This is a genomic window from Duganella sp. 1224 (genome assembly GCF_013408245.1).
Lineage (GTDB): Bacteria > Pseudomonadota > Gammaproteobacteria > Burkholderiales > Burkholderiaceae_D > Rugamonas.
The window spans coordinates 203,928-218,131 of record NZ_JACBYS010000002.1 but is presented as its reverse complement, the minus strand read 5'-3'; the positions used below and the strand labels follow the sequence as shown (position 1 = coordinate 218,131).

Annotated in this window: 12 protein-coding genes; 6 read left to right on the top strand and 6 right to left on the bottom strand. The window is 66.5% G+C overall.

Annotation, left to right across the window (positions count from 1 at the left end):
* The first annotated feature begins 30 nt into the window (after positions 1-30).
* The 3 genes from FHW58_RS13030 (at position 31) to FHW58_RS13020 (ending at position 4,126) form a co-directional block, all read left to right on the top strand.
* Entirely contained in the window at positions 31-291 is a 261-nt protein-coding gene (locus tag FHW58_RS13030; protein ID WP_179673578.1) for a hypothetical protein, read from the top strand.
* Between the two features lie 153 nt (positions 292-444).
* Complete coding sequence (locus FHW58_RS13025) at positions 445-1,452, top strand: adenosine deaminase (RefSeq protein ID WP_179673577.1); 1,008 nt, start codon at positions 445-447, stop codon at positions 1,450-1,452.
* Between the two features lie 136 nt (positions 1,453-1,588).
* On the top strand, positions 1,589-4,126 hold the full coding sequence (locus tag FHW58_RS13020) for an ABC transporter permease (protein ID WP_179673576.1): 2,538 nt from the start codon (positions 1,589-1,591) through the stop codon (positions 4,124-4,126).
* A 41-nt stretch (positions 4,127-4,167) separates the two neighbouring features.
* Here the strand turns inward: FHW58_RS13020 and FHW58_RS13015 are convergent, their stop codons facing one another.
* Together FHW58_RS13015 and FHW58_RS13010 are read right to left on the bottom strand one after the other, a co-directional pair.
* The gene (locus FHW58_RS13015) at positions 4,168-5,175 is read right to left on the bottom strand and encodes a hypothetical protein (RefSeq protein WP_179673575.1); all 1,008 of its coding nucleotides are present in this window, start codon (positions 5,173-5,175) and stop codon (positions 4,168-4,170) included.
* A 3-nt stretch (positions 5,176-5,178) separates the two neighbouring features.
* Positions 5,179-6,450 (bottom strand): HAMP domain-containing sensor histidine kinase, encoded by a 1,272-nt coding sequence (locus FHW58_RS13010; RefSeq protein ID WP_179673574.1) that lies wholly within the window; start codon positions 6,448-6,450, stop codon positions 5,179-5,181.
* A gap of 173 nt (positions 6,451-6,623) precedes the next feature.
* Between FHW58_RS13010 and cqsA the strand changes: the two genes are divergently transcribed.
* Genes cqsA through FHW58_RS12995 form a run of 3 tightly spaced genes read left to right on the top strand, consistent with a single transcriptional unit; the run spans position 6,624 to position 9,546 of the window.
* Entirely contained in the window at positions 6,624-7,856 is a 1,233-nt protein-coding gene (gene cqsA / locus FHW58_RS13005; protein ID WP_179673573.1) for an alpha-hydroxyketone-type quorum-sensing autoinducer synthase, read from the top strand.
* Between the two features lie 15 nt (positions 7,857-7,871).
* On the top strand, positions 7,872-8,264 hold the full coding sequence (locus FHW58_RS13000; RefSeq protein ID WP_179673572.1) for a group II truncated hemoglobin: 393 nt from the start codon (positions 7,872-7,874) through the stop codon (positions 8,262-8,264).
* A 4-nt stretch (positions 8,265-8,268) separates the two neighbouring features.
* The gene (locus FHW58_RS12995; protein ID WP_179673571.1) at positions 8,269-9,546 is read left to right on the top strand and encodes a DNA recombination protein RmuC; all 1,278 of its coding nucleotides are present in this window, start codon (positions 8,269-8,271) and stop codon (positions 9,544-9,546) included.
* A 24-nt stretch (positions 9,547-9,570) separates the two neighbouring features.
* Here the strand turns inward: FHW58_RS12995 and fetB are convergent, their stop codons facing one another.
* The 4 genes from fetB to moaA are packed head-to-tail and all read right to left on the bottom strand — an operon-like array spanning position 9,571 to position 14,079.
* On the bottom strand, positions 9,571-10,368 hold the full coding sequence (fetB, locus tag FHW58_RS12990; RefSeq protein WP_179673570.1) for an iron export ABC transporter permease subunit FetB: 798 nt from the start codon (positions 10,366-10,368) through the stop codon (positions 9,571-9,573).
* Complete coding sequence (locus FHW58_RS12985; RefSeq protein WP_179673569.1) at positions 10,365-10,985, bottom strand: ATP-binding cassette domain-containing protein; 621 nt, start codon at positions 10,983-10,985, stop codon at positions 10,365-10,367. Before FHW58_RS12985 ends, fetB begins: the two co-directional genes overlap by 4 nt.
* A gap of 15 nt (positions 10,986-11,000) precedes the next feature.
* Positions 11,001-12,947 (bottom strand): gephyrin-like molybdotransferase Glp, encoded by a 1,947-nt coding sequence (gene glp / locus FHW58_RS12980; RefSeq protein WP_308937273.1) that lies wholly within the window; start codon positions 12,945-12,947, stop codon positions 11,001-11,003.
* 7 nt (positions 12,948-12,954) lie between these two features.
* A complete protein-coding gene (moaA, locus tag FHW58_RS12975; RefSeq protein ID WP_179673567.1) occupies positions 12,955-14,079 on the bottom strand; it encodes a GTP 3',8-cyclase MoaA in 1,125 nt (374 codons plus the stop codon).
* Positions 14,080-14,204: the final 125 nt, after the last annotated feature.

Genomic DNA, 14,204 nt, shown 5'->3' with positions numbered 1-14,204 from the left:
TTTGAATGTCCTTTTATGATGGAAACCTGCATGTCACGAGTCACCGGCAGTTCGCCTGCCCTGGCTCTGGTTCGTATAATTCCTTTCTGTCTTATTTTTCTTGTGGTCAGCTTCCTTGGGAAGACGCGGATTGCCCGCGCCGTTGAGCTGGCTTTATGGCCGGATGGCGGCTTTTATGTGTTGGTCGTAACGCTTCTTACGTCTATGAAATTGATTATTGCGCTATTGGTGCAGGAAGTCAAAAGGTATGTCGTCATATCGTTAATACCCTTTTGTAACGGCCTGATTTAAAACGGAAATATCGAATTCATCACGCAATTTTGGTGGTGCTGCTTGGTCCTTAAACACCACAGTAACACGCCTGACGAAGATGTGCTGACACGCTATCCGCCGCATGCGATAAGATGGACCAATTCAGGAACTCAAGTCACAGGAAAAAATCACATGTTGAACGATCAATTGCGCGGTGTTTTGCAGCGCATGCCCAAAGCCGAGCTGCACATCCACATCGAAGGATCGCTGGAGCCGGAACTGATCTTTGCGCTGGCCGAACGCAACGGCGTCAAGCTGAACTACGGCTCGGTGGAGGACCTGCGCGCGGCGTACGCCTTCACCGACCTGCAATCCTTCCTCGACATCTACTACGCCGGCGCCAGCGTGCTGCTGACGGAGCAGGATTTCCATGACATGACGGCGGCCTATCTCAAGCGGGCTGAACAGGACAACGTGCGCCACACCGAAATCTTCTTCGACCCGCAGACGCACACGCACCGCGGCGTGCCGATGGACGTGATCATCAACGGCATCCACCGCGCCTGCCAGGACAGCCCGGTCAGCGCCACGCTGATCCTGTGCTTCCTGCGCCACCTGTCGGAGGAGGACGCGCTGGCCACGCTGGAAGCGGCGCTGCCGTACCGCGACAAGTTCATCGGCGTGGGGCTGGATTCGTCGGAGGTTGGCAATCCGCCGGAAAAATTCGCGCGGGTGTTTGCGCGTTGCCGCCAGCTGGGCCTGCACCTGGTGGCGCACGCGGGCGAGGAGGGGCCGCCGGCCTACATCTACACCGCGCTGGACACGCTGAAGGTGGAGCGCATCGACCACGGCGTGCGCTGCCTGGAGGACCCGGCGCTGACCGCGCGCCTGGCGCGCGAGAAGATGGCGTTGACGGTGTGCCCGCTGTCCAACATCAAGCTGTGCGTGTTCGACCGGATGGAGCAGCACAACATTCTGGAGCTGCTGGATGCGGGGATTGTGGCCACGGTCAATTCGGATGACCCGGCCTACTTTGGCGGCTACATGAACGACAACTTCATCGCCACGTTTGAGGCCTTGCCGCTGGGCTTGTCGCATGCGCAGCGGCTGGCGCGCAACAGCTTCGAGGCGGCGTTTCTGCCGGCGCCGCAAAAGCAAAAGTACCTTGACGAGGTGGACGCCTTCTTCGCCGCGCTGTGAACCCCGGAGGATGGGGTCTGACCCCGTGCGGGGTCAGACCCCTGTCCCTGGTGTGCGGGGCTGAACGGTTTCCGCGCGCTATGTGTTCAGTATCCGTCAGCGCCCTTGGGGCGCGGGGTACCAACCCAGGATTGTTATGCTAAAACTTGCTCTGAACATGACGGCGCGCGACTGGCGCGCCGGCCAGTTGCGTTTTCTGCTGATCGCGCTGACGGTGGCGGTGGCCGCCTTGTCCGCCACCGGCTTCTTCATCGACCGCCTGCGCAGCGGCCTGGATCGCGACGCCCACCAGCTGCTCGGCGCCGACGTCGTCATCAGCGCCGACTTGCCGGTACGCGCCGAATGGCGCGCGCAAGCGCTGCAACGCGGCCTGACCGTCACCGACACCGTCACCTTCCCCAGCATGGCCTCGGCCGGCGAGGGCGAGGCCTCCACTTCCATGCTGTCGGCCTTGAAAGCCGTCGGCCCCGGCTATCCGCTGCGCGGCAAGCTGAAAATCACCACCGACCCCGCGCAAGCCGAACAAAGCATCGGTACGCCCGCCGACACCGTCCCGGCGCCCGGCACCGTCTGGATCGAACCGGGCCTGCTCGGCAGCCTGAACACCAAGGTCGGCCAGCCGCTCAAGCTGGGCGACAAAACCTTCACCGTCACGCGGCTGATCGCCGCCGAACCGGACCGCGGCGCCAACTTCCTGGCCTTCGCGCCGCGCGTGATGTTCGCGCTGTCCGACCTCGACGCCACCAACCTGATCCAGCCGGGCTCGCGCGTCAACTACCGCCTGCTGATCGGCGCGCCGCCGACGCTGAAGAACGGCGCCGCCATCGCCCGGGCCTACCAGGACTGGCTGCAGGCGCAAATCAAGAACGGCAACATCAAGGGCGTGCGCGTCGAGTCGCTGGAAAACGGCCGCCCCGAAATGCAGGCCACGCTGGAGCGCGCCGACCGCTTCCTGTCGCTGGTCGGCCTGCTGTCGGCGATGCTGGCGGCGGTGGCGGTGGCCATGGCCGCGCGCCGCTTCATGCAGCGCCACCTGGACGCCTGCGCCATGCTGCGCTGCCTCGGCCTGACGCAGAACCAGGTCACCGTCATGTACCTGATCGAATTCCTGCTGGTGGGCCTGGTCGGCAGCGCGCTCGGCGTGGCGGTCGGCTTCGGCGCCCACTACGTGCTGCTGGAGGTGCTGGGATCACTGGTGTCCGCCGAACTGCCGCCGCCGACCATCTATCCGGCGCTGCAAGGGCTGGCGATCGGCATCCTGCTGCTGGCCGCGTTCGCGCTGCCGCCGATCCTGCAATTGCGCAAAGTGCCGCACAACCGCGTGATCCGGCGCGAGCAGGATCCGCCCAAGGTCACCGCGCTGGCCACCTATGGCTTCGGCATGGCCGGCTTTGTCGCGCTGCTGCTGTGGCAGGCCGGCGACGCGACAATGGCGCTGTACACCGCGCTCGGCTTCGTCGGCGCGTTTGCCGTGTTTGGGCTGGTGGCCTGGCTCGGCCTGCGCTCGCTGCGGTCGCTGCGCGGCGCCATCGATCACCAGGGCTGGCGCTTTGCCGTCACCTCGCTGCAGCGCCGTCCCGGCGCCACCATCGTGCAGGTGGTGTCGCTGGCGCTGGGCATGATGGCGCTGCTGGTGCTGACCGTGGTGCGCGGCGACCTGATGACCGCCTGGCGCAACGCCACGCCGCCGGACGCGCCGAACCGCTTCATCATCAACATCCAGCCGGAGCAGGGGCCGGAGATCGCCAAACGCCTGCAGGCGGCCGGCGTCAACTACGCGCCGCAATACCCGATGATCCGCGGCCGCCTGACCGCGGTCAACGGCAAGCCGGTCACCGCCGACACCTATACCGAGGACCGCGCCAAAGGCCTGGCCGACCGCGAATTCAACATCTCCACCATGGCGCAGATGCAGGCCGAGAACCAGCTGGCCGAGGGCCAATGGTTCGAGGACAAGCCGGGCTTCGGCGAGGCCTCGGTGGAGCAGGGCATCGCCAAGACGCTGCGCTGGAAGCTGGGCGACAAGCTGCGCTTCGACATCGCCGGCACGCCGGTGGACGTGACCATCACCAGCATCCGCAAGCTCGATTGGGGCTCGATGCGGGTCAACTTCTTCGTCATCATCAACCCGGCGGCGATGACGGAAGTGTCGCAGAGCTGGATCACCGCCTTCCATCTGCCGCAGGGGCAGGGGGCGTTGATGAACGCCTTCACGCGTGATTATCCCAACCTGACCATCGTGGATGTGGGCGGCATTCTGCGCCAGGTGCAGGCGGTGCTGGATCAGGTGATCACGGCGGTGGAGTTCCTGTTCATCTTCACGCTGGCTTCCGGCGTGCTGGTGCTGTATGCGGCGCTGATGGGATCCCAGGACGAGCGCACGCGCGAGGCCGGCCTGCTGCGGGCGCTGGGGGCCACGCGCAAGCAGCTGTCGCAGGCGCAACTGATCGAGTTCACGCTGGTGGGCGCGTTGTCCGGCGTGCTGGCGGCGACCGGCGCGGCGGCGATGGGCTGGGCGCTGGCCACCTACCAGTTCAAGTTTGCGTGGGCGTTCAGCCCGGCGGTGTGGCTGGTCGGCCTGGTGGCTGGCGCGCTGTGCGCCATCGCCGGCGGCTGGCTCGGGCTGCGCAACGTGCTGCGCCAGCCGCCGCTGCAAACGCTGCGCGAGGCCTGAACCCGTCGTTCCGGCCTGCGCCGAAATGACGGATCAGACGCTCATGCCGCAATGACCTGCGGCTGCAGCTCCCGCAGGAACTGCGCGTAGTGGTGGGGGCGCTGGTCGAAGTAATGGCCGGGCAGGTCGAACAAGGCCCAGTAATACGTTTCGCTGCCCTGGCAGATGCGCGGCGCGGCGCTGTAGCGGTGCCAGTTTTCCGCCATGCTGTGGGTGTACATGCCATCCCCGAACGGATCGCTGAAAAATGTCAGCACCCGCTTTTCCAGCAGCGCGTTGAGCAGCGAACGTGGCGCGTCGCTGTCGCGCGCGATCTCGTATTGCGCCTGCATGCTGTCCTCGGTCTCGATCATCATCAGCGTGGCCTTGCCGTGCTGGTCGAGGAACAGGATGCCGGTCGGATTGGGAAAGATGTAGTGCTCGACAAAGCCCAGCGTGCGCTTCAGCTCCCGCACCACCTCGGCCAGCGCCGGATCGGTGAGAAAGCGGTAATCGTGCAGCGCCACCATCTCGCGCAGCGTGTCGGATCGGCTGTCGAAATAACGCTCCTGCAGCGCCGCGATTTCCATCTCCAGCAGGTCCAGCGCGTGATCGTCGTTCTTCTTGATATAGCGGTCGATCAGCCCGCGGTTGAAGGCGCTGACGGCGATCTTCTCGTCGGCCGCGCCGGTGAACAGGATCTTCTTGCAGGGCAGATGCGCCACCGCCTCGCAGAATTCCACCCCGTTCATCTGCGGCATCGAATAATCCACCACCAGCACCGACGGCGTCGCAAAGCGCTCGCGCCGCTCGGCGATGCGGTAGATGCGCTCCAGGTCCAGCGCCACGTTGCACTGGTCGGCGGGCAGGTTCTGCATGTCGAAATTGATGTGCAGCGGCAGGCCACCGACCGGCGCGCTGGCGCACAGCCAGTGCAGCGCCTCGGCGGTGTCATGGAAGGTTTTATTGGCCAGCATCGGATCGAGCTGGAACGACAGGCTGCGCAAGAAGGAATCGCTGTCGTCAACCAGCACGGTCAGCGTGGGATGGGCGTAGACGGGTAGATGCATGGTTCACCTCGTGGGAAACTCCAGGACGAAGATGGCATAGGCGCTCTCGCGCGATACGCAGCGGATGTTGGCGCGCCAGGCATCCATGATTTCCTGGCACAAGGCCAGGCCGATGCCGGCGCCGTTGTGCGGCGGATGCGAGTAAAAACGGCGGAAGATCATCGCCAGCTGCGCGGCGGGGATGCCGCAGCCGGTGTCGATGAACAGCAGGCGTGGCGGCTGGTGGCCGCCGTCGATGATGATGCGCACCCGCCCCTTGCCGGCGCGCTGCACGGCGCGCAGCGCGTTGCGCAACAGGTTCAGCAGCACCACCACCGCCAGCTCGGTCTGGCCGGCGAACTGGAAGTTGCGGCGCACCTCCAGCCGCACCTGCTTTTGCTGCTTCTGGCTGGAGAAGGGATAGCGCCGCAGCACCGCCTCCACCACCGTCTCCATCGACACCGTCTCCACCGGATGCAGGTTTTGCCGCACCGCCGTCGCGCTCAGCAAGAACAGGTCGATCATGTGGTTCATGTGGCGCACCTCGAACTGGATGCGCGCCAGCGCGTCGATGATGGTCAGGCGGTCCTCCGGGCTGTGGCCCGGCGCCTGGGCGTCGGCCATCATGCGCAGCAGGCCGCGCACGTTGGCGTCGACGCTGGTGAGCGGGGTACGCAACTCGTGCGCCACGGTGGCCAGGCCGGCGCCCATGCCGGCCAGCTTTTCCTGCGCCAGAACGTGGCGGCTGATCTTGGCCACCGACAGCACGGCAATGGTGAACCAGTGGATCGGCACCTGCTGCAGCACCTGCCGGCTGAGCAGCATGTCGCCTTCGCCCAGTGCCGCCGCTGCCGCGCAGGCCAGCCCGGTGCCGATCAGGTAGGCACTCAGCGCCAGGCCGGTGTCGAAGTGGAACAGCACCACCAGGCCGATCAGCAAGGACTCGCCCCACACGCCGGACGCGTGGTTCATCAAAAACATGAACGTGAAGAAGAACGGGAAGATGTAGCTGAGCGCGACCAGCAGGTACAGATGCAGCATCTGCCGGCTGAACTGGCGCGCGAACAGGCCCAGCGCGCACAGCAGGATGCCGAGCAGGCGCAGCGACAGCGACTCGTACTCCTGCGGGAAGAAGTGCTGCCAGATCACGTAATACAGCGGCATGCCCACCGTGCCGATGCACGACAGCAGCAACACGCGCACGGTCGCATGGTCCTCGCGGCCGTGGTACAGCAGCAGGGACTGCACCAGTCCGTGCTGCCAGCGTTTCCAGCGTTCGTGCAGGGTTGGCTTCATGATGACGTTTGACTTTTATCAAGTTGCCATCATCGCCTTAATTTACAACGTGTTTGGGGATATCAAAACGGTAATTGATCCGCATCAATCTCTTTGAGTTTTTTTAGCCGCATGGTGGCTGCGCGGTTCACAAAAAAACAATCTTTCTTGTTACAACCTCCAGGAGATTTGCCATGACCTACGCTATTGCCGACCACCAACCCTGTTCGTCCTTCCCCGACTTCGTCACCCGCCGCATGGACTTGCACTACGTCACGCGGATCGCCCAATTGCTGGGCGGCGAGCACCCGCACGCCTGGCAACCGACTCCGGCCGGCGCCGTGTTGCTGGCCGGGAACGACTACCTGTGCCTGGCCGGCGAGCCGGCGCTGGTCGGCGCCCAGGTGGAGGCGCTGCGGCACAGCCAGGGCGAGATGCTGATGTCGGCCGTGTACCTGCAGGAAGGCAGCCCGCAGCACCGGCTGGAGCGCAAGCTGGCGCGCTTCATGGGCGCCGAGGATGGCATCCTGGCGCAGTCCGGCTGGGCCGCCAACGTCGGCCTGGTGCAGACGCTGGCCGGGCCGGGCATTCCGGTATACCTGGACATGCAGGCGCATGCGTCCTTGTGGGAAGGCGTGCAGTCGGCCGGCGCGCTGCCGGTGTCCTTCCTGCACAACGATGTCGAGCATCTGCAGAAACAACTGCAGCGCCATGGGCGCGGCCTGATCGTGGTCGACGCGCTGTACAGCACCAACGGCAGCCTCGCGCCGCTGGCGGCGCTGACCGAGATCGCCGAGCGCCACGGCTGCATGCTGATCGTCGACGAGTCGCACTCGCTGGGCACCCACGGGCCGCGCGGCGCCGGCCTGGTGGCGGCGCTGGGTCTGAGCGAGCGGGTGCACTTCCGCACCGCCTCGCTGGCCAAGGCGTTCGCCGGCCGCGCCGGTTTTATTACCTGTTCCAGTCATTTCAAGGGCTACTTCCTGTCCGAGTCGCGGCCGGCGATTTTCAGTTCCTGCCTGCTGGGGCACGAGCTGGCGTGGTTCGACGCCGCCATCGACTTCATCGCCGCCGCCGATGGGCGCCGCGCCGCGCTGCACGCCAGCGCGCGCACACTGCGCGAGGAGCTGGGCGCGCTGGGCTACAACGTCAGCGACGGCACCGAGCAAATCATCGCGCTGGAGCCGGGCCCGGAGCCGAAGACGCTGGCCTTGCGCAAGCTGCTGGAAAACCACGGCGTCTACGGCGCCATGTTCTGCGCGCCGGCCACGCCGAAGAACCGCTCGCTGGTGCGGCTGACGCTCAATTCGGGCCTGGATGGCGCGCAGCTGGCGCGCATCGTCCTCGCCTGCGAGGCGATCCGCGGCCAGGTGGATCTGGAAAGCTGGTCGTCCACGCGCCGGCTGCGCAAGCTGGCCCTCGTATAAGCTATCATGGCGGGTATGACTGAAGAATCCCGTACCCTCTATGAAGTAATCGGTGGCGAGGAAACCGTCCGCGCGATGGTCGACCGCTTTTATGATCTGATGGAGCTCGAACCCGAGTTCCAGTTGCTGCGCTCCGTGCACGGCCCCTCGCTGGAGAATGCCAACCAGCGCCTGTTCATGTTCCTCAGCGGCTGGATGGGCGGGCCGGACCTGTATCAGCAGGCGCACGGCCATCCGCGCCTGCGCATGCGCCACATGCCGTTCGCCATTGGCACGCAGGAGCGCGACCAGTGGTTGCGCTGCATGGCGTGGGCGATGGAGGACGTGGGCATCGACACCGAACTGCGCGTGCGCCTGATGAATTCCTTCTTCCAGACCGCCGACTGGATGCGTAACAAGCCGGATTGAATCCATGACCTCCATCGAGTTTTTCGTCTTGCTGGCCGCGCTGGCGGCGGTGATCGTGCTGCAGGTGCTGGCGCTGCTGCGATCCCGCAGCAGCCCGGGGGGCGATCTGGCCGAGCGCATTGAACGCGTGGAGCGCGAAGTGCGCATGCAGTTGCAGACCACCGCGCAGACCAGCAACGCCGCCACTGTGCAGCAGTTCGAGGCCATGCGCCGCCAGCTGGAAGCGCAGGGCATGGTCAGCCGCAACGAGCAGGCGCGCAGCCTCAAGCTGTTCTCGGACACCATGCATCAGCGCATGGAAGAGATCCGCGCCACGCTGGAACTGAAGATCAAGGATCTGCAGGCCGACAACGGCGCGCGCCTTGAAGAGATGCGCAAGACGGTAGACGAGAAACTGCACGCCACGCTGGAGTCGCGTCTGACGGCGTCGTTCCAGCAGGTGTCTGAACGGCTGGAGCGTGTGCACCAGGGCCTGGGCGAAATGCAGCAACTGGCGCTGGGCGTCGGCGATCTGAAACGCGTGCTGACCAACGTGAAAACGCGCGGCACCTGGGGCGAGGTGCAGCTGGAGATGCTGCTGGAGCAGGTGCTCACGCCCGACCAGTACGCGAAGAACGTCGAAACCATCGCCGGCAGCGGCGCGCGCGTGGAGTTCGCGCTCAAGCTGCCGGGCCAGAACGACAGCGGCACGCCGGTGTGGATGCCGATCGACGCCAAGTTTCCGAAGGAGCAGTACGAGCGCCTGCTGGAAGCGGCCGACAGCGCCGATGCCGACGGCGTGGCCCTGGCCGGCCGCGAGCTGGAACGCGCGGTGCGGGTCGAGGCCAGGACCATCTCCGAGAAGTACGTGTCGCCGCCGCACACCACCGACTTTGCCATCCTGTTCCTGCCCACCGAGGGCCTGTACGCGGAAGTGATGCGCCGTCCCGGCCTGGCCGACGAGCTGCAGCGCGTGCACCGCATCAGCATCGCCGGCCCGTCGACGCTGACGGCGCTGCTCAACAGCCTGCAGATGGGCTTCCGCACGCTGGCGCTGGAAAAGCGCTCGTCGGAAGTGTGGCAGGTGCTGGGCGCGGTGAAGACCGAGTTCTCCAAGTTCGGCGACGTGCTGGCCGCCACCAAGCTGACGCTGGAACGCGCCGCCAAGAATATCGAATCGGCCGAAACCCGCAGTCGCGCCATGGCGCGCAAGCTGAAGACGGTGGAGGCGCTGCCGAGCGAGCAGGCGCAATTGCTGATGGGCGCGGACCTCGACCGCCACGACCTGGACGGAGACGCCTGAGCCGGCGCGGCGCGGCGTTCGACGTCAGCGGTTCGTCAACCGTTCCAGCCGCAGGCGCTGGCGGTCGTCGGTGATGCTGCGCGCGGCCAGGTAGACCGCCAGCGTGACCGAGATGCCGCTGCCGCCGGCCAGCAGGAACATCAGCAGGATCTGGTAGCGCACCGCGTCCATCGGATCCATGCCGGCGAGGATCTGGCCGGTCATGATGCCGGGCAGGGTGATGATGCCGGCCGCCGACATCTGGTTGATGATCGGGATCAGCCCTTTGCGCACCGAGTCGCGTATCAATGGCGCCAGCGCCTCGGTGCGGGTGGCGCCCAGCACCAGCTGGCCCTCGATGACGGCGCGCGCGTTGACCACGCCGCCGTAGAAGGTGTCCAGCCCCAGGCTGGCGGAATTCAGCACGTTGCCCAGCACGATGCCGATCAGTGGCACCGCGTATTGCGGCTCGTACCACGGCGTCGGGTGCAGCACCGTCAGCAGCGCCAGCACCACGGTGGCGATGCTGGACAGGCCGACGCTGCCCGTGGCAAGCCACACGCCGGGCCAGCCGCGCAGGCTGTGCGCCGGCCGCGCCAGCACTTCGCGCGCGGCGGCGACGATCATCAGCAGCGCCACCGCCAGCGTGGCGGCGGGCGAGGCCAGCGCGAACACCCAGCGCAGCACCAGGCCCACCAGCAGCAGCTGCACCACCATGCGCGCGGCGGACCACAACATCATGCGCTGCATGCGCAACCCCAGGTAGGCCGAGATGCCGGCGTTGAGAATCACCAGCGAGGAGGCGACGGCAAGGTCGGTGGCGCCGGGCTGGATGGTGTTCATGCCGTGTCCTCATCGTGCCAGGTCAGCTGGCGGTCGCGCATCGTCATGTGGCGGTGGCCCAGCGTGTGCGCCTGCGTTTCCGAGTGCGTGACCAGGATCAGCGACAGGCCGGCGGCCACCTCGCGGTGCAGCAGCGCCTCGGTGGCGGTCACCGACTCCGGGTCCAGCGCGGCGGTGGGTTCGTCCAGCAGCAGCACCTTGGGATCGCAGGCCAGTGAGCGGATCAGCGCCATGCGCTGGCGTTCGCCGGTGGAGAGGCGGCTTACTTCCTGTTCCAGCAGCGCGGGCGAGAGGTTCAGTTGCGGCAGCAGTTGCTGCATGCGCGGGATCTGGCCGGGCTTGAAGTGGGCGCCGGCAGTGGGCAGCCACCATGCCGGTTCGGCCGGCTGGTAGACCACCTGCGCGCGCCATGCCGGCGCGCTCATGCTGTTGCGCGGCGTGCCGTCCAGCAGCACCTCGCCGGTGTTGGGATCGAGGTCGCACAGCATGCGCAGCAGCAGGCTCTTGCCGGCGCCGGACGGGCCCGAGATGGTGGCGCACTGGCCGGCCGCCAGCGCGAACGAGTACGGGCCGGCGAGCGGCGATTGCAATTGGCGCACCTGGAGGCGTGGCGGCATAGGCGTCAGATCAGCTCAGGTCAGGCCGTCGAACAGCAGCACGTCGACCATCTGGCCGGCGGCGACGTTGGCCTGCGCGTGGTGCAGCACGACGATGCAGTTGGCCTCGGTCATGGAGCTGAGGATGCCCGAGCCCTGGGCGCCGGTCAGGCGCACTTGCGGCGTGCCGTCGGCAGCGGTGCTGACGATGCCGCGCTGGTACTCGGTGCGGCCGGGGCGCTTGCGGATGCTTTCGGTCGCGCGGGCCTGCAGCGTTTGCAGCGTGCTGTCGCTGCCCATCATGCGCAGCAGGGCGGGGCGGGCGAACAGGTAGAACGAGATCATGACGGCCACCGGGTTGCCGGGCAGGCCAAACAGCCAGGCGCTGTCCTGCTCCGCCTGCACCTTGCCGAAGGCCAGCGGCCGGCCGGGGCGCATGGCCAGCTTCCAGAAGGCGACATCGCCCAGCAGCGCCATGATGTCGCGCGTGTGGTCGGCCGCGCCTTCCGAGACGCCGCCGGAGGTGATGATGGCGTCGGCGTTGTTCGCGGCGGCGCGCAGCGCGGCTTCCAGCGCTGGCGGGTCGTCGCGCACCACGCCCATGTCGATGACGTCGCAGCCGAGGCGCTGCAGCATGCCGAACAGGGTGTAGCGATTGCTGTCGTAGACGCAGCCTTCCTCCAGTGGTTCGCCGAGCGAGCGCAGTTCGTCGCCGGTGGAGAAGAAGGCGACCTTGAGCTTGCGCCTGACCGTGACCTGGCCGATGCCGAGCGAAGCGATCAGGCCGAGGTCCGCTGGCCGCAGCAGCTTGCCGGCGGCGATGGCGATGCCGCCTTGCTTCAGGTCTTCGCCGGCGCGGCGCAGATTGGCGCCGGCGCGGATGGCGTTGGCGGCGATGGTGACGTTGTCACCGGCTATGGTTGTCGCCAGCTCTTGCGGCAGTACGCTGTCGCAGCCGGGCGGGATGGCGGCGCCGGTCATGATGCGCACGCATTCGTGCTGGCGCGGCGCTTGCGTGAACGGGTGGCCGGCGTAGGCGACGCCGATGGTCTTGAACGTGACCGGCGCGGCGCCGTCGGCCGGCAGGTCGGCGCCGCGCAGGGCGTAGCCGTCCATCGCCGAGTTGTCGTAGGCCGGGACGTTGATCGGCGAGATGATGTCGGCGGCCAGCACGCGGTCCAGGGCGTTGAGCAGCGGGAGTGTTTCGGTGGCCTCGACTGGGGCAATCCGCTCGCGGATCAGGCGCCGCGCCTCGTCGACGTCCAGCGCGGCCGGGTCACCGTCCGGGGCGCGGCGCGCCGACAGCGCTGCAGCCGGCGCATGGGCGGGCGCGGCGGCGTCCGGCTGCTGCGCGCTCACGGCGGCTGCGCGCTCGTGGCGCTGCAGGTCTTCAAGGGTGTTGATGTTGCCGAAGGCGGCGCTGTCGTCGAACAGTACCTCGGCCACGCGCAGTGATTTGTAGAAGCCTTCCATGCGGCGCGCGCCAGTCTCCAGGTAGGCGTCCAGCTGCGGCAGCACGCTGGCCTTGACCAGGCTGAAGACAGGATGCGGCTGGCGGAACGGCGCGGCGTCCGGTTGCTCGGGATCGCGCTCCATGGTCACCGCCATCGCCAGATCGGCGCCCTCGGCCTGCATGGCCGCGTGCAGCCGCTCGGCCAGGTCGAGTGGGAAGAACGGCGAATCGCACGGCGCCGTCAGCAGCAATTCGGTCGGGCAGAACTGCAGACCGATCTGCAGGCCGGCCAGCGGCCCGGCAAAACCATCGAGGAAGTCCGGCAGCACCGGCGCCGCGCCGGCAATGGCCTGATACTGCGGCAGGTTGCGGTTGGCGTTGATGGCCACCGAGGCCACCTGCGGCGTCAGCCGCGCCAGCACATGCGCCACCAGCGTCGATCCGCGAAACGGCTGCAAGCCCTTGTCCACCCGGCCCATGCGTGTGCCGCGACCGCCCGCCAGTACCAGTCCCGTGACCCTGCTCTTCAAAGACAAACTATCCCCCGATATATGACATTTCCACTTTATTGGCGCTGCGCTCGCGCTTGAACGCCTCGGTCTGGCTGGTGCGCAGCTCCGAATACCGGTCGCCGCGCGCGCGCCACAGCTGCGCCAGCGCGCTGCTGATTTCGGCATCGCTGCGGCCCGCGCGCAGCAGCGCGCGCAGATCGTGGCCGCTGGTGGCGAACAGACAGGTGTACAGTTTACCCTCAGTTGACAGGCGCGCGCGAGTACAGTCGGCGCAAAATGCCTGGGTCACACTTGAAATCACGCCAATTTCGCCGCTGCCGTCGGCGTAACGCCAGCGCGACGCCGTCTCGCCGGTGTAGTTGGCGGCCACCGGTTGCAGCGGCATCTCGGCGCTGATGCGGCGCACCACCTCGGCCGAGGGGATCACTTCGTCCAGCTTCCAGCCGTTGGACGCGCCCACGTCCATGTACTCGATGAAGCGCAGGATGTAGGGCGAGCCGCGGAAATGGCGCGCCATCGGCACGATTTCCTGATCGTTCATGCCGCCCTTGACCACCATGTTGATCTTGATCGGGCCGAGGCCGACCTGGTGGGCGACGTCGATCCCTTTCAGCACGTCGTCCACCGAGAAGTCGACGTCGTTCATGCGGCGGAAGGTGTCGTTGTCCAGCGCGTCGAGCGACACGGTGACGCGTTGCAGGCCGGCGTCCTTCAGCGATTGCGCCTTGCGCGCCAGCAGCGAGGCGTTGGTGGTCAGCGTCAGGTCGAGCGGCTTGCCGCTGATGGTTTTCAGCTCGGCCAGCATGCCGATCAGGCGTTCGATGTTCTTGCGCAGCAGCGGCTCGCCGCCGGTGATGCGCAGCTTTTCCACGCCGTGGTCGACGAACAGGCGGGCGAGGCGGGTGATTTCTTCAAACGATAGCAGCGAGGTGTGCGGCAGGTACTGGTAGTTATTGTCGAACACTGCTTTCGGCATGCAGTAGACGCAGCGGAAGTTGCAGCGGTCGGTGACCGAGATGCGCAGGTCGTGCAGCGGCCGCGCCAGGCGGTCGCTCAGCAGGCCGGTGGGCGTTTCCAGTTGGGCGGGAATGGCCGGCGCGCGATCGGTATCCGCGCGCTGCTCGGTCATCATGATGATTTTTTCTGCCATGGGGAGTGCAATCTTGCTGTTTTTGAAAATCGGCGCGCACCCTCGTGCGTCCAGTCAACTACGATACCACGAGCGGCCATTTGGCGTACTCCCCCAAAGTGAGTTGGCTGGCTGTCGCGAGGGGC